General features: G+C 63.0%; 17 protein-coding genes and 2 pseudogenes. 15 read left to right on the plus strand and 4 right to left on the minus strand.

The window, feature by feature from the left end:
- Window positions 1-111: 111 nt before the first annotated feature.
- From ctlX to HU737_RS13420, 7 genes are all read left to right on the plus strand, one after another.
- Window positions 112-1,029, plus strand: a complete 918-nt coding sequence (gene ctlX / locus HU737_RS13390; protein ID WP_186555021.1) for a citrulline utilization hydrolase CtlX — start codon at window positions 112-114, stop codon at window positions 1,027-1,029.
- 18 nt (window positions 1,030-1,047) lie between these two features.
- Window positions 1,048-2,091, plus strand: a complete 1,044-nt coding sequence (gene ocd / locus HU737_RS13395; protein ID WP_186555022.1) for an ornithine cyclodeaminase — start codon at window positions 1,048-1,050, stop codon at window positions 2,089-2,091.
- Between the two features lie 272 nt (window positions 2,092-2,363).
- Complete coding sequence (locus tag HU737_RS13400) at window positions 2,364-3,143, plus strand: ABC transporter substrate-binding protein (RefSeq protein ID WP_186555023.1); 780 nt, start codon at window positions 2,364-2,366, stop codon at window positions 3,141-3,143.
- 85 nt (window positions 3,144-3,228) lie between these two features.
- Entirely contained in the window at window positions 3,229-3,936 is a 708-nt protein-coding gene (locus tag HU737_RS13405; protein ID WP_186555024.1) for an ABC transporter permease, read from the plus strand.
- Window positions 3,933-4,646 (plus strand): ABC transporter permease, encoded by a 714-nt coding sequence (locus tag HU737_RS13410; protein ID WP_186555025.1) that lies wholly within the window; start codon window positions 3,933-3,935, stop codon window positions 4,644-4,646. The genes HU737_RS13405 and HU737_RS13410 overlap by 4 nt, the downstream gene beginning before the upstream one ends.
- 19 nt (window positions 4,647-4,665) lie before the next feature.
- Window positions 4,666-5,469, plus strand: coding sequence for an ABC transporter ATP-binding protein (locus HU737_RS13415; protein WP_186555073.1), 804 nt, complete (start codon window positions 4,666-4,668; stop codon window positions 5,467-5,469).
- 13 nt (window positions 5,470-5,482) lie between these two features.
- Entirely contained in the window at window positions 5,483-5,977 is a 495-nt protein-coding gene (locus tag HU737_RS13420; protein WP_186555026.1) for an Lrp/AsnC family transcriptional regulator, read from the plus strand.
- On the opposite strand, the gene HU737_RS13425 is transcribed toward HU737_RS13420, so the two are convergent.
- The 3 genes and pseudogenes from HU737_RS13425 to HU737_RS26595 all read right to left on the minus strand — a co-directional run.
- Window positions 5,952-7,655, minus strand: a complete 1,704-nt coding sequence (locus tag HU737_RS13425) for a putative bifunctional diguanylate cyclase/phosphodiesterase (RefSeq protein WP_186555027.1) — start codon at window positions 7,653-7,655, stop codon at window positions 5,952-5,954. The two genes, HU737_RS13420 and HU737_RS13425, sit on opposite strands and share 26 nt — an antisense overlap.
- A 12-nt stretch (window positions 7,656-7,667) precedes the next feature.
- Complete coding sequence (locus HU737_RS13430; protein WP_437182256.1) at window positions 7,668-8,777, minus strand: methyl-accepting chemotaxis protein; 1,110 nt, start codon at window positions 8,775-8,777, stop codon at window positions 7,668-7,670.
- Window positions 8,778-8,951: 174 nt separating this feature from the next.
- A pseudogene (locus HU737_RS26595) lies at window positions 8,952-9,233 on the minus strand (PAS domain-containing protein); the annotation flags it as partial.
- 273 nt (window positions 9,234-9,506) lie between these two features.
- Between HU737_RS26595 and HU737_RS13435 the strand changes: the two are divergent.
- From HU737_RS13435 to HU737_RS13455, 5 genes are all read left to right on the plus strand, one after another.
- Entirely contained in the window at window positions 9,507-9,821 is a 315-nt protein-coding gene (locus tag HU737_RS13435; RefSeq protein WP_186555029.1) for a helix-turn-helix domain-containing protein, read from the plus strand.
- Window positions 9,822-10,027: 206 nt separating this feature from the next.
- Complete coding sequence (locus HU737_RS13440; RefSeq protein WP_186555030.1) at window positions 10,028-11,338, plus strand: C4-dicarboxylate transporter DctA; 1,311 nt, start codon at window positions 10,028-10,030, stop codon at window positions 11,336-11,338.
- 70 nt (window positions 11,339-11,408) lie between these two features.
- Window positions 11,409-12,113: a FadR/GntR family transcriptional regulator gene (locus HU737_RS13445; protein ID WP_186555031.1), complete on the plus strand. Its 705-nt coding sequence runs from the start codon at window positions 11,409-11,411 to the stop codon at window positions 12,111-12,113.
- A gap of 16 nt (window positions 12,114-12,129) precedes the next feature.
- The gene (locus HU737_RS13450; RefSeq protein ID WP_021263726.1) at window positions 12,130-12,825 is read left to right on the plus strand and encodes a GntR family transcriptional regulator; all 696 of its coding nucleotides are present in this window, start codon (window positions 12,130-12,132) and stop codon (window positions 12,823-12,825) included.
- Between the two features lie 116 nt (window positions 12,826-12,941).
- Window positions 12,942-14,036 (plus strand): hypothetical protein, encoded by a 1,095-nt coding sequence (locus tag HU737_RS13455; protein ID WP_367616031.1) that lies wholly within the window; start codon window positions 12,942-12,944, stop codon window positions 14,034-14,036.
- Here the strand turns inward: HU737_RS13455 and HU737_RS13460 are convergent.
- The gene (locus tag HU737_RS13460) at window positions 14,020-14,448 is read right to left on the minus strand and encodes a PACE efflux transporter (protein WP_186555032.1); all 429 of its coding nucleotides are present in this window, start codon (window positions 14,446-14,448) and stop codon (window positions 14,020-14,022) included. The genes HU737_RS13455 and HU737_RS13460 overlap by 17 nt on opposite strands.
- Window positions 14,449-14,552: 104 nt before the next feature.
- Here HU737_RS13460 and HU737_RS13465 point away from each other — a divergent pair, with 104 nt between their 5' ends.
- From HU737_RS13465 to HU737_RS26605, 3 genes and pseudogenes are all read left to right on the plus strand, one after another.
- Window positions 14,553-15,446, plus strand: coding sequence for a LysR family transcriptional regulator (locus HU737_RS13465; RefSeq protein ID WP_186555033.1), 894 nt, complete (start codon window positions 14,553-14,555; stop codon window positions 15,444-15,446).
- Between the two features lie 122 nt (window positions 15,447-15,568).
- Window positions 15,569-16,600, plus strand: a pseudogene (mcpA, locus tag HU737_RS26600) (methyl-accepting chemotaxis protein McpA); the annotation flags it as partial.
- A gap of 114 nt (window positions 16,601-16,714) precedes the next feature.
- A complete protein-coding gene (locus HU737_RS26605; RefSeq protein ID WP_372353318.1) occupies window positions 16,715-17,455 on the plus strand; it encodes a methyl-accepting chemotaxis protein in 741 nt (246 codons plus the stop codon).
- Window positions 17,456-17,485: the final 30 nt, after the last annotated feature.

Genomic DNA, 17,485 nt, shown 5'->3' on the forward strand with positions numbered 1-17,485 from the left:
ACACCCCACTTTTTCAGCTGGAGCTGCTGAGCACCAGCCGCGCTTCAGCCGGGATTTCATCACCCTTGGGCGGACAATGGACACACAGCCCACCTGTGGATGCGTGCCCTAATGCAAACAACAAATACCGTCCTCATGATTCGCCCGGCGCGGTTCGCCTTCAACCCCGACACCGCCAGCAACAACCGTTTCCAGCAGGCCCCGCTGGATCCAGAAAGCGCCAGCCGCAAAGCACTGGAAGAGTTCGATGGCTACGTCGACACCTTGCGCCAGCACGGAGTCGAGGTGCTGGTGGTGCAAGACACGCCCGAGCCGCACACCCCAGATTCGATCTTCCCCAACAACTGGTGGAGCAGCCATGCCGACGGCAGCCTGGTGCTCTACCCCATGCAAGGCCACAACCGCCGACTGGAGCGCGGCAAGGGCGTTTTGCAGGTTATCCGCGAGCGTTTCAGCATCGGCCAGACCATCGATCTAAGCCCGCTGGAGCAGCAGAATCTGTTCCTCGAAGGCACTGGCAGCATGGTTTTGGACCGCGAACACCGGATCAGCTACGCCTGCCACTCCGACCGCACCCATGAGACCGCGCTGCGCCAGTTCGCCGAACAGCTGGACTATCGCCTGTGCCTGTTCCATGCCGTTGATCGCCAACAGGCGCCGATCTACCACAGCAACGTAATGATGAATGTAGGCCGCCAACTCGCCGTCGCCTGCCTCGATGCCCTGCCCCACGCCCATGAACGCAAGGCCCTGGAACACTCGCTGCGCGATACCGGCAAGGACATCCTGGCCCTGGGTTTCGAGCACCTGGAGAACTTCGCCGGCAACATGCTCGAAGTCCACGACAAACAAGGCCAACCCCTGCTGGTGATGTCGCGCAGCGCCTGGCGTTCGCTCGACAGCCGCCAGCGCAGCCAGGTCGAGCGGCACAACCAGCCGGTGGTGGTGAACATCGACCATATCGAACGCATCGGCGGCGGCAGCGCCCGCTGCATGCTCGCCGAAGTGCACCTGCCCGTGCGCCATTGACCCTTGAAGGAGACCCTCATGACCCGCTACATCGACGTGCAAGACCTCGCCCGCCTGGTCAACCGCAAGGGCCTGCCCAGCTGCCTTGGCGAAATGGCCGAGTACATCCGCCAGGACTACCTGCGCTGGCACGACTTCGAGAAATGCCCACGCCTGGCCAACCACTCGCCTGACGGGGTGATCGAGTTGATGCCGGTATCGGACGCCAACTTGTATGCCTTCAAGTACGTCAACGGCCATCCGAAGAACACCCACAATGGCCTGCTCACGGTCATGGCCTTTGGCGCTCTGGGCGACGTCGACACCGGCGCACCGGTGCTGCTCAGCGAAATGACCCTGACCACCGCCATCCGCACTGCCGCCACCTCGGCCCTGGCCGCCCGCTACCTGGCCCGGCCTGGCAGCCGCAGCATGGCGCTGATCGGCAATGGCTCGCAGAGCGAATTCCAAGCCATTGCCTTCCATACCATGCTGGGGATCGAGGAGATCCGCCTGTATGACATCGACCGCGACGCTTCGGCCAAGCTGCTGGCCAACCTGGCCAGCTACCCGGGCTTGAAATTGACCCTTGCAGGCTCCGTGGCCGAGGCGGTACGCGGCGCCGACATCGTCACCACGGTGACTGCCGACAAGGCTTACGCGACCATTCTCACCCCGCAGATGATCGAACCGGGCATGCATCTGAATGCCGTGGGCGGCGACTGCCCCGGCAAGACCGAGTTGCACCGGGAGATCGTTGAGCGAGCGCGGGTGATCGTCGAGTACGAGCCGCAGAGCCGCATCGAGGGTGAGATTCAGCAGATGCCGGCGGACTCGCCGACCACTGAATTCTGGCAGGTGGTCCAGGGGCTGGTCGCCGGGCGCGAGAGTGACGTGCAGGTCACCCTGTTCGACTCGGTTGGGTTTGCCATCGAGGATTACTCGGCGCTGCGTTATGTGCTGGATGTGGCCAAGGCGTTGGAGATTGGCAGTGACATCGCGCTGGTGCCGGCGCTTGAGAATCCGAAGGATCTGTATGCGCTGTTGCAGCCGAAGGTGGCCAGCGTCAAACGCATTGCCTGAACGCTGTTTTGGGGCCTGCATTGCCGGCCCCAAAACGCCATAACCCACGCTAAAACCGCTGTCGCACTTCTATAAACCGATGTCGCGACAGCCGATTGCGCTGCCATCACGCGCCTAACGACCGAATCGGTCAGCCCAGCACACACCAAACGACACAAAAAACCCCTCTAGCTCGCGCATCCTGACCCCTGACCGATGAGTCACCCATAACAACAGCAACCGACCGTTCTGAACTGCCCCTACTTCAAATAACAACACCCAGGGACCTTCATATGATCCGCATGCGCAAACGCCTCGGCGTCCTTCTGCTTTCCTTGTGCGCCACCGCCGTCCAGGCCAAGGAGTGGACTGAAATCCGCTTCGGCGTGTTCCCCGAATACCCCCCGTTCGAATCGGTCGCCGCCGACGGCAGCCTGCAAGGCTTCGATATCGAGCTGGGCAATGCCATCTGCGCCAAGCTGCAAGTCAAATGCACCTGGGTGCACAACGAGTTCGACGGCATGATCCCGGCTCTGCGCGCACGCAAGTTCGACGCCATCATGTCGTCGATGGCCGTCACCCCAGCGCGGCTCAAGCAGATCGCCTTCACCGAGCGCCTGTTCCTCAGCCCCACCTCAGTCATCGTGCGCAATGGTGCCGACTTTGGCGAAACCGCAGAATCTCTCAAGGGCAAGCAAGTCGGCGTGCTGCAAGGCTCGCTGCAAGAAGCCTATGCCCGCGCCAAGCTGGCGCCGTTGGGTGCCCAGGTCAAGGCTTACCAGTCCCAAGACCAGAACTACGCCGACCTGATCAACGGCCGCCTTGACGCCACCGTCACCGACAAGCTCGAAGCCCAGCTCAACTTCCTCTCCAAGCCCGAAGGTGCAGGCTTCAAGTCGGGCCCGGCGATCAAGGATCCGACCCTGCCGCTGGACATCGCCATGGGCCTGCGCAAGACCGATCCCGAGCTCAAGGCCCTGCTCGATAAAGGCATCGCCGCGATCCACGCCGATGGCACCTATGCCGCGATCCAGAAGAAGTATGTCGGCGAACTGGATATCTACAACGAATGACCTGACCGCTAGCTAACCTCGCTGTCCACGCCATTGTGTGGCAGCGGGCTTGCCGGCGAAGCGGCCTCCACGAGATCCCTACCCCATGAACGACTTGCTCACGAGCGGCCTGCAAGGCTTCGGCCCGTTGCTGGCCGAAGGCACCTGGATGACGGTCAAACTGGCCCTGCTGGCGCTGGCCCTGAGCCTGCTGCTGGGCCTGATCGGCGCCTGTGCCAAGCTCTCGCGCTCAGCCCTGCTGCGCATCCCCGCCACCCTCTACACCACCTTGATCCGCAGCGTGCCTGACCTGGTGCTGATCCTGCTGCTGTTCTACAGCCTGCAGATCTGGCTCAACGACCTGACCGAAGCACTGGGCTGGGACTACGTTGAAATCGACCCGTTCAGCGCCGGCGTGCTGACCTTGGGCTTCATCTACGGCGCCTACTTCACCGAGAACTTTCGCGGCGCCATCCTCAGCGTGCCCGCAGGCCAATTGGAAGCGGCCACCGCCTATGGCCTGAGCCGGGCACAGCGATTTACGCTGGTGCTGTTCCCGCAACTGATGCGCTTCGCCCTACCGGGCCTGGGCAATAACTGGCTGGTGCTGCTCAAGTCTACCGCGCTGGTCTCGATCATCGGCCTGGCCGACCTGGTCAAGGCCGCGCAGAACGCCGGCAAGACCACCAACGACATGCTGTTCTTCCTGTGCATCGCAGGCCTGGTCTACCTGTTGATCACCACCCTCTCCAACCGCCTGCTCAACTACCTGCAGCGGCGCTACAACACCGGAGTCAAGGAGCTGGCGCGATGATCGAACTGCTTCAGCAATACGGCCTGGCCTACCTTTATAGCGACGGCAGTGGCGTGTCCGGCCTGGCCATGACCCTCTGGTTGTTCGTGGTCAGCATGCTCCTGGGCTTGCTGCTCTCGTTGCCGCTGGCCCTGGCCCGGGTCTCACGCCGCGCCTGGCTGCGCCTGCCGGTGCAGTTGTACACCTTCGTGTTTCGCGGCACCCCCCTGTATATCCAGCTGCTGATTTGCTACACCGGCTTGTACAGCCTGGAGGTGGTGCGCGAGCACGCCCTGCTCGACCAGTTCTTTCGCAACGCCTTGAACTGCACCCTGCTGGCCTTCGTGCTCAACACCTGCGCCTACACCGTGGAGATCTTCGCCGGGGCTATCCGCAACATCCCCCACGGCGAGATGGAAGCGGCCCAAGCCTATGGCCTGAGCGGCTGGAGGCTAAACCTGTTCTTGGTGCTGCCTGCAGCCTTGCGCCGTTCGCTACCGGCCTACAGCAACGAACTGATCCTGATGCTGCACGCCACTTCGCTGGCTTTCACCGCCACTGTCGCCGACATCCTCAAGGTGGCCCGCGATGCCAATGCCGCGACCTTCCTGACCTTCCAGGCCTTCGGCGTCGCGGCGATCTTGTACATGCTGTTGTCCTTCGCCCTGGTCGGCCTGTTCCGACTGGCCGAGCGCCGTTGGATGCGCTTTCTGAACCCTGCCCGAGGCTGAACCGATGACCCTGTCTGCCATGTCCCTGCCCATCACCGAACTCGCCCCAGGCACCCACAGCCTCAGCGGCACCCGCAAACTCAGCGTCGACGGCCTGCACAAGCATTACGGCGAGCACCAGGTGCTCAAGGGTGTTTCGCTGCAAGCACGCAAGGGCGATGTGATCAGCCTGATCGGCGCCAGCGGCTCGGGCAAGAGCACCTTCCTGCGCTGCATCAACTTCCTTGAGCAACCCGACGCCGGCAGTATCACCCTGGACGGCCAGACCCTTGAGATCCGCCCCGGCACCCGCACCCCGCCGCCGGCTCAATTGCAGAACCTGCGCACGCGCCTGGCGATGGTGTTCCAGCACTTCAACCTGTGGAGCCACTTGACCGTGCTGGAGAACATTTGCCTGGCGCCACGCAAGGTGTTGGGCATCAGTGCCAGCGAAGCCGAGGCCCGCGCCCGCGCCTACCTGGACAAGGTCGGCCTGCCCGCGCGGGCAGCCGATCAGTACCCGGCGTTTCTCTCTGGCGGCCAACAGCAGCGGGTGGCCATCGCCCGCGCGCTGGCGATGGAGCCGGAGATCATTTTGTTCGACGAGCCGACCTCAGCCCTCGACCCCGAGCTGGTCGGGGAAGTGCTCAAGGTGATACAGACGCTCGCCGAGGAAGGACGTACCATGCTGATGGTTACCCACGAGATGGGATTCGCCCGCCAGGTGTCGAGCCAGGTGCTGTTCCTGCACCAGGGCCTGGTCGAGGAGCACGGCAGCGCCGAGATCCTCGATCGCCCCCAGAGCGATCGCCTGCGGCAGTTCCTTTCCAACCGTCTTAAGTGAAGTCACGCCGCATATGGATACCAAGGCCAACACCGCTCACGCCCCCGCCGCGCTGGACCGCATCGATGAAGCTATCATCGATGTGCTGCGGCACAACGGGCGCATCACCTATGAGAAGCTTTCGACCCTCGTGCACCTGACCCCCAGGCCCTGCCTGGAGCGGGTGCGCAAGCTGGAGCGGCGCGGCGTGATCCGCGGCTATGGCGCGATCATCGACCTGCAAACGGTCTCGCCGGGCTTGTCATTGCTGGTGCTGGTGGCCTTGTCCAACCAAAGCGGGCGCGCCGCGCAGAAAGCCTTCGAGGCCACCGTGCGTGCCTGCCCGCAGGTGTATGAATGCCAGCTTATCAGCGGCCACTTCGACTACAGCTTGCGCATGCGCTGCCGCGACATGGAGCACTACCGGGTGCTGACCGAAACCTGGATGAACAACGACGAGTTGCACATCGACAAACTGGTGGCGCACCCGGAACTGGCCTCGGTCAAGAGCACGGCGCCACAGGTGTGAGCCACTGCGCCGGCTGCAGGTAGCCGGCCACCCAACCCACCACTTCGCCCGCCGGCATGGGCCGGGCGATGCAATAGCCCTGGGCCAGTTCACAACCCAGCTCCATCAGCAGCCGGCCATGCTCGACACTCTCCACGCCCTCGGCGATCACCTCACGATCGAACGCACGGGCCAGGCCGATGACCGCGCCGGTCAAGGCCAGGTCGTCGTGGTCATGGAGGATGTCGCGCACAAATGATTTGTCGATCTTGATGGTCTGGGTCGGTAGGCGCTTGAGGTAATTGAGCGACGAATAGCCAGTGCCGAAGTCATCCAGCGAGAAGCGCACACCCAGGGCTTGGCAAGCCTCCAGGCAACGGCTGACATGGTGGATGTTCTCGATGGCGACGGACTCGACGATTTCCAGGTCGAGCTGCTTGGGGTCGACCTCGGCATGGCGGGAAAGTGCGTCTTGCAGGCGTTGGACGAAGTCGCTGCGTTGCAGGTGGCGGGCGGCGATGTTGACGCTGACTGACCAGCGATGGCCCTGGCGTTGCCAGCCTTGCAGTTGGGCCAAGGCCTGGTCGATGACCCATTCGCCGATCTCGACGATCAGGTCGGTTTGCTCCACTAAAGGCAAGAATGCTCCGGGTGGCACCGGCCCCTTGGCCGGGTGCATCCAGCGCAGCAACGCCTCGAACCCCAACACCTGGCCCGTACGCATGTTGACCTTCGGCTGATAGTGCAGGCACAGCTCGCTCTGATGCAGGGCCTGGCGAACCCGCGCCACGGTCTGGTGGGTGGCCTTCTGCTCCTGCTCCTGGGACACATCGAACAGGTGATAACGGTTGCGCCCTCGCTGCTTGGCCACGTACATGGCCTGGTCGGCGTGGCGCACCAAGGTATCGGCGTCCTCGTCGTCCTGCGGGAACAGGGTGACGCCGATGCTGGCGCTCAGCGACAGGCTGCGCTCACGAATCAGATACGGCGCGGCCAACGTGTGCAGAATGCGCTGCAACGCCGCATGCAGCGGCGCACTGCCATCGATGTGACGCAAGATCAGCACAAACTCATCGCCCGATAGCCGCGCCACCGAGTCACCTGCGCGCAAAATGCCCTGCAAGCGCTGGGCGACCTCCATCAGCAGCAGGTCACCGGCGGCATGCCCGTAGCCATCGTTGACCGCCTTGAAGCCATCCAGGTCGAGCATGCACACCGCCAGCGGGATTTCCTCGCGGCGGGAAAAGGCCAACGCCTGGTTGAGCAGGTCGGAGAGATAAGCGCGGTTGGGCAGGCCGGTCAGCACATCGTGGCCCACCCGCCACTGCAAGGTGTGCAGCAACTGACGCTTCTCGGTGACGTCGAAGCGGATCGACACATATTTGTGCACCTTGCCCGACTGCGGATCGATCAGCGGCACCATGGTGCTGTCGACCCAATACAACGAGCCGTCCTTGGCGCGGTTGCAGATTTCGCCTTTCCACACCCGGCCAGCGACCAGCGCTCGCCACATTTCAAGGAAGAACTCCGGCTCGTGCAAGCCCGAGTTGAGGATGCGATGGTTGGCGCCCAGCAGCTCCTCGCGGCTATAGCCGGAGATGCTGCAGAACTGCTCGTTGACGTAGGTAATCCGCCCGCGCAGGTCGGTTTCGGAAAAGATCGCGGCCGCGTCCACAGCCGCGCGATAGATATCATCCATGTACATCATGCCTTAGCGGTTGAAGCGCTCAACCAGGGCGCGCAGCCCGGCACACACCTGTTCCAGTTCGGCGCCGCGCGACGCCGCGGCATTGGCACTGAGCGCGCTCTGCTGGGCAATGCCCGCCACGCCGTTGATCTGCCGCGAGACATCCTCAGCCACCGCCGACTGCTGTTGCGAAGCCGTGGCCATTTGCTGGCCCATGTCGCTGATGCGCTGCACCGCCTGGCGAATGCCGTCGAGGGCTTGCTGCGCTTCGAGCACCCGCGCCACGCCCTGTTCAGCACCGGCGATACCGCGACTGGCAATGGCCACAGCCTGCTCGGCACCGCCGCGCAAGCCGTCGATGATGGTCTGGATATGCAAGGTCGACTGGCGGGTTTTATCGGCCAGTGCCCGCACCTCGTCGGCGACCACGGCAAAGCCTCGGCCCTGTTCACCCGCACGCGCCGCCTCGATGGCAGCGTTGAGCGCCAGTAGGTTGGTCTGTTCGGCAATGGCGCGGATCATCCCCGCCGCTTCGGCGATGTTATCGGTCTGCCCGGCAAGCTCGGTGACCGCCTGGTTGATCTGATCCACCGTGCCGGCCAAGTCACGGATCGCCGTGCCACTGGCATCGGCCACCTGACTGCCCTGCTCCGCCAACTGATGCGCGGTGTGCGCCTCGCCTGCGGTCAGTTGCACATGATTGGCCACTTCTGCGATGGAGGCGGCCATCTGGGTCAGGGCCGTGGCACTCAGGTCGGTTTCGGCGCGCTGTTCGAGCAGCGCCTCTTCGGTGCTGCGCGACAGCCGACCGGCATCACCGGCGGCCACGGCCATTTGTCCGGCCAGATCGCTCAAGCGCGTCAGCGCGGTTTTCAGCCGCGCCTCTTCGCCGATCAGAATCAGCTCGAGCTGCCCCGCGGCGCCAGGCAAATCGCTGTAGGTCAGCGCCACTATCGGGTCGGCGAACGTGCCTTCAGCGCCGTTGACGATCCGCCGCAGTTGCCGGCCAACACCGCCATTGGCCCATACCCCATATGAGACGAACAACGCTAGCGTCAGCCCCTGCCCCGTCAGACCCGGCCACAGCTGGTTAGCCGCAACCGCCAGCGCCCCGGCCGCCACCGGCAAAGCCATAGCCTGACCAAGACCTGCCAGGCGCCGGCCGAATGACAAGGCGGGCTTGCCTGCGCGCAAGCGGGCATACAAGGCCTGAGCGCGCTGCACTTGCTCGCGGGTTGGGCAGACCCGCACCGACTCATAGCCAACCAGCCGCCCGTCTTCAAGAATCGGCGTCACATAGGCATTGACCCAATAGAAGTCGCCGTTCTTGCAGCGGTTCTTGACGATGCCCATCCAGCTTTTGCCAGCCTTGAGGTAGCGCCACATGTCCTCGAACACCGCTTCGGGCATATCGGGATGGCGCACCAGATTGTGCGGCTGACCGATCAGCTCAGCTTGGCTGTAGCCACTGATGGCGGCAAATTCGGCATTGCAGTAGGTGATCAGGCTGGCCGTATCGGTGGCCGAGATCAGCCGTTGTTCTGGCGGGAAGCGTTGTTCGACCGGCGAAACCGGCAGGTTGAGGCGCACGATGAGACTCCATTCGCAGACGAAACGGCGCCCTGCCTTGATGGCAGCGGCTTACCGGAACCGTTCATCCTTGACCAGCTCCAATGTCCAACAACGGCTAGCGCGACCTTACAGGCGGTCGAATCACCTTGGACATTAACTTGAATGACTGATCAGTCAAAGAAGTGGATTCTACGAAATTCATCACATTTTGCCAATAAATGTGATGAATCATGGCGTTGCGCTATGACGATTTATATCGTTAAGTTCTTGATTCCAAATGGGAATTAAGAGATGACGATGTCAGGTCTAGGATCTGCCCTGCGTCGCTACCGCAAGCTCGCCGGATTGACACAGGCTCAGCTTGGCGAGCAAAGCGGCTTCGACCCCAAGACCATCAGTCGTTTTGAAACCGGCACCTACACCCCCAGCATTGACGCGTTGCAGGTGTTTGCCAGGGTGCTAGGGATCAAGCTCAAGGCCTTCTTCGCCGAACCGGACGACGAAGAGGATCAGCGCGCCTACCTGTTCGGTGTCGTGCACAACGCAGCGCCCAAGGACCTCGCCAAGCTGATCACCGCCGTCAATCAGGCACTGGCCAAGGCCTGAAAACCACGCGTGCAGCAGACCAGAGCGGTCGAGACATAACCGCAGCACAACTGGTCAGACCGGTAAGGCCAAAATTGCTTGCTTTGTGTGATTTTTCGCGCTTTTATGGGGACGCACTGAACAAACCGGTAAGACCACAATAATTAAGTCCTGCGCTCTTTGACCCTGCGCCATCGAAGCAAGGACACCGATCAGAGACCCCTCCCATGCTTAAATGGTGCTCGCGTTCGATCTTCCTCCAAGTGGTGCTAGGGCTTGCCCTGGGCATTGCCTGCGGCCTCAGTTTTCCCGAAGTCTCCCTGCAGCTAAAACCCCTCGGCGACGGCTTTATCAAGCTGATCAAGATGCTCATCGGCCTGATCGTGTTCTGCGTGGTGGTCAGCGGCATCTCCGGTGCTGGCGACCTGAAGAAGGTCGGTCGGATTGGCCTTAAGTCGGTGATCTACTTCGAAGTGCTGACCACCCTTGCCCTGGTCATCGGCCTGGTGTTCGCCTTCACCTCCGGCATTGGCAGCGGTGCCAACATCCACCTCGATCAGCTGTCCACGGCCGACGCCAATGGCCTGGCCGAGCGCGGTCAGCACATCCATGGCACCGCCACCTTCCTGATGGACTTGATCCCCACCTCGGTGGTGGGCGCCTTCGCTGACAACAACATTCTGCAAGTGCTGCTGTTCTCGGTGCTGTTCGGCAGCGCGTTGAACCTGGTGGGCGAGTCGGCCTCGGGTATCTCGCGGCTGATCAACGAACTCAGCCACGTGATCTTCCGCATCATGGGCATGATCGTGCGCCTGGCGCCGCTGGGCGTGTTCGGCGCCATCGCCTTCACCACCAGCAAATATGGCCTGGAGTCGCTGCAGCACCTGGGCGGCTTGGTGGCGCTGTTCTACCTGACCTGCGCAGGCTTCGTGCTGATCGTGCTGGGCACGGTGATGCGCCTTTCCGGCCTGAAGCTGTTGCCACTGATCAAGTACCTGCGTGAAGAACTGACTATCGTCATGGGCACCGCCTCGTCCGACGCCGTGCTGCCGCAGATCATGCGCAAGCTTGAGCATCTGGGCATCGGCAGCTCGACGGTTGGCCTGGTCATCCCTACCGGTTACTCGTTCAACCTCGACGGTTTCTCCATCTACCTGACCTTGGCTATCGTGTTCATCGCCAATGCCACCGGCACGCCGCTGGCCATGACTGACCTGCTGACCATCCTGTTGGTGTCGCTGGTAACGTCCAAGGGCGCGCATGGCATCCCAGGCTCGGCGCTGGTGATTCTCGCCGCGACCCTGACTGCCGTGCCGGCGATCCCGGTGGTTGGCCTGGTGCTGGTGCTGGCGGTGGACTGGTTCATGGGTATCGGCCGGGCGCTGACCAACCTGATCGGCAACTGCGTCGCCACCGTGGCCATCGCGCGCTGGGAGAAAGACATCGACCTTGAGCGGGCCAACAACGTGCTCAGTGGCAAGCCGGGCTTCGCGCCGCTGCCGCGCAAGCAGCCCAACGCCCATCAACAGGAATTCTGATTGACCCAGGCCGGCCACCGCGCCGGCCTGTTCAAGGAGCTTTGATGCAACCTTCGACAGGGAGCAAACCATGATCAGCTCATCGACCGTGGTCACCTCAGTGGTGGAAAAACTGCGCCAGGCGCTGGCTCGCGGCCAGTGGCGCACTGGCGAGATGCTGCCGGGCCAGCGCGAGTTGGCCGAACAACTGGGCATCAGCCGGCCCAGCCTGCGTGAAGCGGTAACCGTGCTGGAAACCCTCGGCCTGGTGCGCTCGCTGCCCGGCAAGGGAGTGCTGGTACTCGATGCCGAAGCCGCCCAGCCCGAGAACGTCAGCGATGGCGTGGGCACAGCCAGCCTGGCCGATGTACTGGAGCTGCGCTACACGCTTGAGCCATTCATCGTCGGCCTGGTCGCGCAGTCGGCCAACAGCCAGGACATCGGCCAATTGCGCCTGACCCTGATGGACATGCGCGAAGCGCTGGATGCCGGTGACAGTGAGGCCGGCGTTGGCGCCTACATCGCCTTTCACCAGGCGCTGTTCGCCCTGACCACCAACCCGATCTTCCAGAGCGTGGTGCAGCAGACCGGCAATGCCCTCAAGCAGAGCGCCGACATGCTGCGCAACTCGCCAGAACACCTGGCCGCGCGGCTAAGCGAGAACGAAGCGGTGGTGCGCGCCATCCGCGACAAGAACAGCGCCCAGGCCAGCGCCCAGATGCGTCGGCACATTCTTCAGGAAGGCCAGCGCATGGGCATCGAACTGAATATCCCGGACGAACACCCCGGGCCCTGAATCTAGGAGAGCGACCATGACCGCCTGCGCCCACGCCGCCCCGCACTTGCCCGCCCTGCTCAGCACTGGCGAGACTCGCCTGTCGGCCGAGCAGATCTACCCGCGCCTGTTCGACGCCATCCTCGAACAGCGCCTGCCACCCGGCAGCGCCCTGCCCGAACAGGCCCTGGGCAACGCCTTTGGGGTTAGCCGCACGGTGATCCGGCGGGTGCTCGGGCGCTTGTCGGACCAGCAAGTGGTGGTCCAGCGCCCCAGCCACACGGCGCACCTGGCAGCCCCCGATCCAGAGCAAGCACGCCAGGTGCTCAGCGCCCGGCGGCTGGCCGAGACCACGTTGATCACCCTGGCCACCCAGCGTGCGCGGCCCACGCAGATCCGCCAGCTACGCCAGTTGGTCGAACGCGAACGCCAGCACCATGAAAGCGGTGAACGCTGCACGGCGATCCGCCTGGGCGGCGAGTTTCATCTCAAGCTTGCGCAGATGGCCGCCAACGCACCGCTGGCGCGCTTTCTCAACGGCCTGGTGCCGATGACCTCGCTGATCATCGCCCGCTACGAATCGCCCTGCTGCGAACACTGCGCCTGGCAGGAACACGCGGCGATCATCGATGCGGTGGAGAGCGGCGACGGCCAGGCGGCCCTGGCGCTGATGCATGAGCACCTGGACCGCCTGGAAGCCAAGTTGGAGCTCGGCCCGCACGCAATGTGCTGAACTGGCGATAAGCGCTGGCATGCCGTTTGCCGCAAAAGGGGCCGCCGTCCGGCCCCACTGCCGGCCCTTACCTATAATCAGGTAACCACCCAGCCTCTATCCAGGGGGCTATTTGCGTGAAACCGCGTGTTGCAGTGGTCGTGCTCTTCTTATTGCTGGCCCTCACCGGTTGCGCCAGCAAGCGCCCGCCTGCCCCGCCGCCGCCCGCTGTACTGACCGCAGCGATGTGGCAACAGATCGACCAGGAGCTGATCGAGGCCTCGGTAGGCGCCACAGGTTCAGCCAATGACTATGCCCGGCGCTCGATGCGGGTGTGGAAGGAGCAGGTTCAGCAGCGCACCGAAAGCGACTTCATTCCGTGGTTCACCGGCTATTGGACCCAGCAATGGCTGACCATGAAAGTGGCCTGGTACAAGATGAACAGCGGCAATGGCGCTGACCCACCGGAGAAACGCTTGGCGTTATATCTGCAAGAGCAGTATCACGAGCGGGTGATTGAACCGGTGGCCGAACAGATCAATCCCGAGGCTATCCGTGATCGCGCCAGCGAATTGTATTTGCAGCTGTTCGGCCAACAGTTGCCAGCGATCATCCAGCGCTACAACGCCCCGCCCGATCAGATCAGCCAACGCCTCAACCGTGTCCCGGCAATCGCCCTGGGCCCGCCGGATGCGCGTAACGCCACGCTGTACCAGTTGCTCAGGGCCAAGCCGCTGAATGAGCAACCGGCCTGGCTTGCTTTACGCCAGCACCTCAATCAGCAGGCAGCGAAGCTGGCCAGCAAGACCCAGGTTGGGCTGTCATCGGTGGCCACCCGCGCCAGTGAAAAACTTGGCGCGACCCTGGCCCCGCGCGGTATCGCCAGTGCGGTCGCCGCTGCGGTGGGCAAGGCGGCCGGGGCGTTGATTTCGGTGGCGGCGACCGGCATCGGCATGATGACCCACGATCGTGAACATCCACAGATGGTCGAGCAGTTGCGGGTGATTCTGAATGTGGCGCTAAACGAGGAATGGAAAGAGCTGATGGAGAATCGCCAGAGTGGCGCGATGTCTGGGGTGTATTACTTGTCGGGGCAGGTGGAGGACAGCCTTTTGAGCAAGGATGCACAATCGCTGGCGCCTGCACCGGCCTCATCGCGGGGCAAGCCCGCTACAGGGTTAGCGCTGACCCGCGATGAAGCCGGGGCAGCTAACCTCAAGCCGTGGCCATAGCTGACGTCGGCAAGCCAAAGATCCGATCGAACGCCCAGTTGTAGGCAAAGGTGTAGCACGGCACCAGCACGATGAACGCCAGGTCCACCAGCAACGCCTCCATCAGGGTCATGTCCAGCCACCAGGCAATCAGCGGGATCAAATACACCACCAGCGTTAGCTGAAAACCAATGGCATGGCCAATCCGCCGGGCCACGCTGCGCCCGCGCTTGACCTGGCGACTCTCCCACCATTCGAACAGGCTGTTGTAGATCAGGTTCCAGAGCATGGCGACGGTGGTGATCATCACCGCCAAGGGCCCGGTGTGCGAGGCCTGGGTATCTGACAGGTAGGCGAGCCCAAGGGTCGACATGCACAGGCCGATCAGTTCATAGAAGGTCACGTAGACCAGTTTGCGTTTAAGTCCTTGCACCGGGTTACCTCGGGTGATGCGGTTACGAAAGCGGTGCAGGATGCTTCAATAAACTTGACAGAGAAAGTCAGCAGCTTTCAGATTAATTGAAAGGAGCCGACCCTATGAATTTTTCCAGCGATACCATTCAGGTGTTTCTCGCAGTACTCGACCGCGGCTCATTCTCGGCAGCGGCGCGAGCGCTCAAGCGGGTGCCTTCGGCGGTGAGCATGGCCATCGGCAACCTCGAAGCGGAGCTTGGCTATGCGCTGTTCGAGCGCGGTTCACGCGAGGCCCGGCCCACTGCCCAGGCCAAGGCACTGGAGCCCCATGCCCGGCTGATCGCCGAGCAGCTGGGGTTGCTGCAAGTGCATTCCTTGGAATTGTCCCAGGGATTGGAAAGCAGCCTGGCCATTGCCGTGGTGCCAGACATCGATCACCGCCCCCTGTTACGCGCCATTGCCAGCCTGGCCGAGCGCTACCCATTGCTCGACATCGAGCTGCTCAGCGCCCCGCAGGAGGAGGCCTTGCAACTGCTCGACAGCGGTCGGGTCAGCCTGTGCCTGGCCTTTGCCGGGCTGCAGGTCGATCCACGCCGCAGTTTTCAGCACATCGCCAGCGAGTCGTTGGTCGCAACACTTTCACCTCACCATCCGGCGCTACTTAGCGGGCGCATTCGCTACCTGGAGGACCTGGTCAACGTGCGGCAGATCCTGGTCTGTAGCAGTGAGCTCCCTCTGGCCGACCCGCGCTCGCTGATCGGCGCCAGTCATTGGCGCAGCAACAGCCTGGACCTGGCCTTGCAGATGGTCGAAGCCGGGCTTGGCTGGGGCGATTTTCCCTTGTCACGGGTAGCGCCATTGATAGCTGCCGGGCGGTTGGTGCGGCTGGATTTTCATAACACGCAAAACGCCCTGGAGTTGCCGGTGCATGCGTTCTGGGGCAAGCAGCAGCCGTTGCGCCAAGGTGCGCGGACTCTGGTTGAACGGTTGGCACAGCCGTCCGTCGAAATCGCATGAAGAACAGCCAGTAACTGTTTCAACATTTTTCGCCCTGAGCCGATAAAACCCTTGAAAGGTCCCGCCATCGCGCCACGAGCGCACGGCGCCCTCCCCCAAGAAATGGCTCAAGGTCTCGAAACATGAACCTGAAGTTCCGCCACAAGATTCTCCTCAGCGCCTGCGGTGTCGTCGTCCTGGCATTCGCACTGTTCACCCTCTACAACGACTACCTGCAACGCAGCACGATTCGCCAGAACATCGAATCGTCGGTCCAGCAGTCCGGCGCGCTTACAGCGAGCAGCGTGCAGAACTGGATGAGCGGACGCATCCTGGTCCTGGAAAACCTCGCCCAGGACATCGGCCAGCAAGGCGCTGGCGACAACTTGGCGGGGCTGGTCGATCAGCCTTCCTACACGCGCAACTTCCTGTTTACCTACCTTGGCCAGGCCAACGGCGTGTTCACCCAGCGCCCCGACACGCAGATGCCGGCCGGCTACGACCCACGCCAGCGGCCTTGGTACGGCGCCGCTGCCAGCGCTGGACAAACCGTGCTGACCGCCCCCTACCAAGGCGCAGTGGGCGGGTTGATGGTGACCATCGCCACCCCGGTCAAAGCCAAGGCCGACGGCCAGCTGATCGGTGTGGTCGGCGGTGACCTGACCCTCGATACCCTGGTGGAGATCATCAACTCGGTGGACTTCGGCGGCATCGGCCATGCGTTCCTCGCCGACCGCGATGGCCAAGTGATCGTCAGCCCCGACAAAAGCCAGCTGATGAAGAACCTCAAGGACATCTACCCCGCCAGCAACCTGCGGGTCGAGTCGGGCATGCAGGATGTGACCCTCAACGGGGAAGAGCGACTGATCTCGTTCGCACCCGTGACCGGCCTGCCTTCGGCGCAGTGGTACATCGGCCTGTCGATCGACAAAGACAAAGCCTTCGCGGCGCTGAGCCAGTTCCGCACCTCGGCGATCATCGCCATGCTCATCGCCGTGGCAGCCATCGCAGGCCTCTTGGGCTTGTTGATTCCAGTACTGATGCGCCCGCTGACCACCATGGGCCGGGCCATGCGCGATATCGCCGAAGGCGAAGGCGACCTGACCCGCCGCCTGGACGTGCAGAACAAGGACGAGTTCGGCGAGCTGGCCAGCTCCTTCAACCGCTTCGTCGAGCGTATCCATGCCTCGATCAGCGAAGTGTCTTCGGCCACCCGCCTGGTGCATGACCTGTCGGAAAAAGTGGTGAGCGCCTCCAACGCCTCGATCACCGGCTCCGAAGAGCAAAGCATGCGCACCAACAGCGTGGCGGCCGCGATCAACCAACTCGGCGCCGCCACCCAGGAAATCGCCCGCAACGCCGCCGATGCTTCGCAGCACGCCAGCGGCGCCAGCGAGCAGGCGCATGACGGCCGCCAGGTGGTCGACGATGCCATCAACGCAATGACCGCGCTGTCGCTGAAGATCAGCGAGTCGTGCGAGCAGATCGAAACCCTCAATGCTAGCACCGACGACATCGGCAAGATCCTCGACGTGATCAAGGGCATCTCGCAGCAGACCAACCTGCTGGCCCTCAACGCTGCCATCGAGGCCGCGCGGGCCGGTGAAGCCGGGCGTGGCTTTGCCGTGGTGGCCGACGAAGTGCGTAACCTGGCGCACCGCACCCAGGAGTCGGCCGAAGAGATCCACCGCATGATCACCAGCCTGCAAGTGGGCTCGCGTGAAGCGGTGCACACCATGAACGCCAGCCAGGTGTCCAGCGAGCAGACCGTGCAAGTCGCCAACCAGGCCGGCGAGCGCCTGGCCAGCGTCACCCAGCGCATCGGTGAGATCGACGGCATGAACCAATCGGTGGCGACCGCGACCGAGGAGCAGACGGCGGTGGTCGAAAGCCTCAACCTGGACATCACCCAGATCAACGCGCTGAACCAGCAAGGGGTGCAGAACCTCAACGAGACCCTGGTGCACTGCGATGCCCTCAGCCAGCAGGCCGGGCGTTTGAAGCAGTTGGTGGGTAGTTTCCGTATCTAACCGCGCAGCCAAGGACAAGCCCGTTCCTAC

This window comes from Pseudomonas urmiensis (genome assembly GCF_014268815.2).
GTDB lineage: Bacteria > Pseudomonadota > Gammaproteobacteria > Pseudomonadales > Pseudomonadaceae > Aquipseudomonas > Aquipseudomonas urmiensis.

What these genes read in the sequence shown, in the direction of transcription:
- HU737_RS13430 (WP_437182256.1), bottom strand. Translation starts at nt 8,777, where the DNA reads ATGGCTTTGCCGGTGGCGGCCGGGGCGCTGGCGGTTGCGGCTAACCAG.
- HU737_RS13400 (WP_186555023.1), top strand. Translation starts at nt 2,364, where the DNA reads ATGATCCGCATGCGCAAACGCCTCGGCGTCCTTCTGCTTTCCTTGTGC.
- HU737_RS13405 (WP_186555024.1), top strand. Translation starts at nt 3,229, where the DNA reads ATGAACGACTTGCTCACGAGCGGCCTGCAAGGCTTCGGCCCGTTGCTG.
- HU737_RS13465 (WP_186555033.1), top strand. Translation starts at nt 14,553, where the DNA reads ATGAATTTTTCCAGCGATACCATTCAGGTGTTTCTCGCAGTACTCGAC.
- HU737_RS13415 (WP_186555073.1), top strand. Translation starts at nt 4,666, where the DNA reads ATGTCCCTGCCCATCACCGAACTCGCCCCAGGCACCCACAGCCTCAGC.
- HU737_RS13440 (WP_186555030.1), top strand. Translation starts at nt 10,028, where the DNA reads ATGCTTAAATGGTGCTCGCGTTCGATCTTCCTCCAAGTGGTGCTAGGG.
- HU737_RS26605 (WP_372353318.1), top strand. Translation starts at nt 16,715, where the DNA reads ATGCGCACCAACAGCGTGGCGGCCGCGATCAACCAACTCGGCGCCGCC.
- HU737_RS13450 (WP_021263726.1), top strand. Translation starts at nt 12,130, where the DNA reads ATGACCGCCTGCGCCCACGCCGCCCCGCACTTGCCCGCCCTGCTCAGC.
- HU737_RS13425 (WP_186555027.1), bottom strand. Translation starts at nt 7,655, where the DNA reads ATGGATGATATCTATCGCGCGGCTGTGGACGCGGCCGCGATCTTTTCC.
- HU737_RS13420 (WP_186555026.1), top strand. Translation starts at nt 5,483, where the DNA reads ATGGATACCAAGGCCAACACCGCTCACGCCCCCGCCGCGCTGGACCGC.
- HU737_RS13410 (WP_186555025.1), top strand. Translation starts at nt 3,933, where the DNA reads ATGATCGAACTGCTTCAGCAATACGGCCTGGCCTACCTTTATAGCGAC.
- ocd (WP_186555022.1), top strand. Translation starts at nt 1,048, where the DNA reads ATGACCCGCTACATCGACGTGCAAGACCTCGCCCGCCTGGTCAACCGC.
- HU737_RS13445 (WP_186555031.1), top strand. Translation starts at nt 11,409, where the DNA reads ATGATCAGCTCATCGACCGTGGTCACCTCAGTGGTGGAAAAACTGCGC.
- ctlX (WP_186555021.1), top strand. Translation starts at nt 112, where the DNA reads ATGCAAACAACAAATACCGTCCTCATGATTCGCCCGGCGCGGTTCGCC.
- HU737_RS13435 (WP_186555029.1), top strand. Translation starts at nt 9,507, where the DNA reads ATGACGATGTCAGGTCTAGGATCTGCCCTGCGTCGCTACCGCAAGCTC.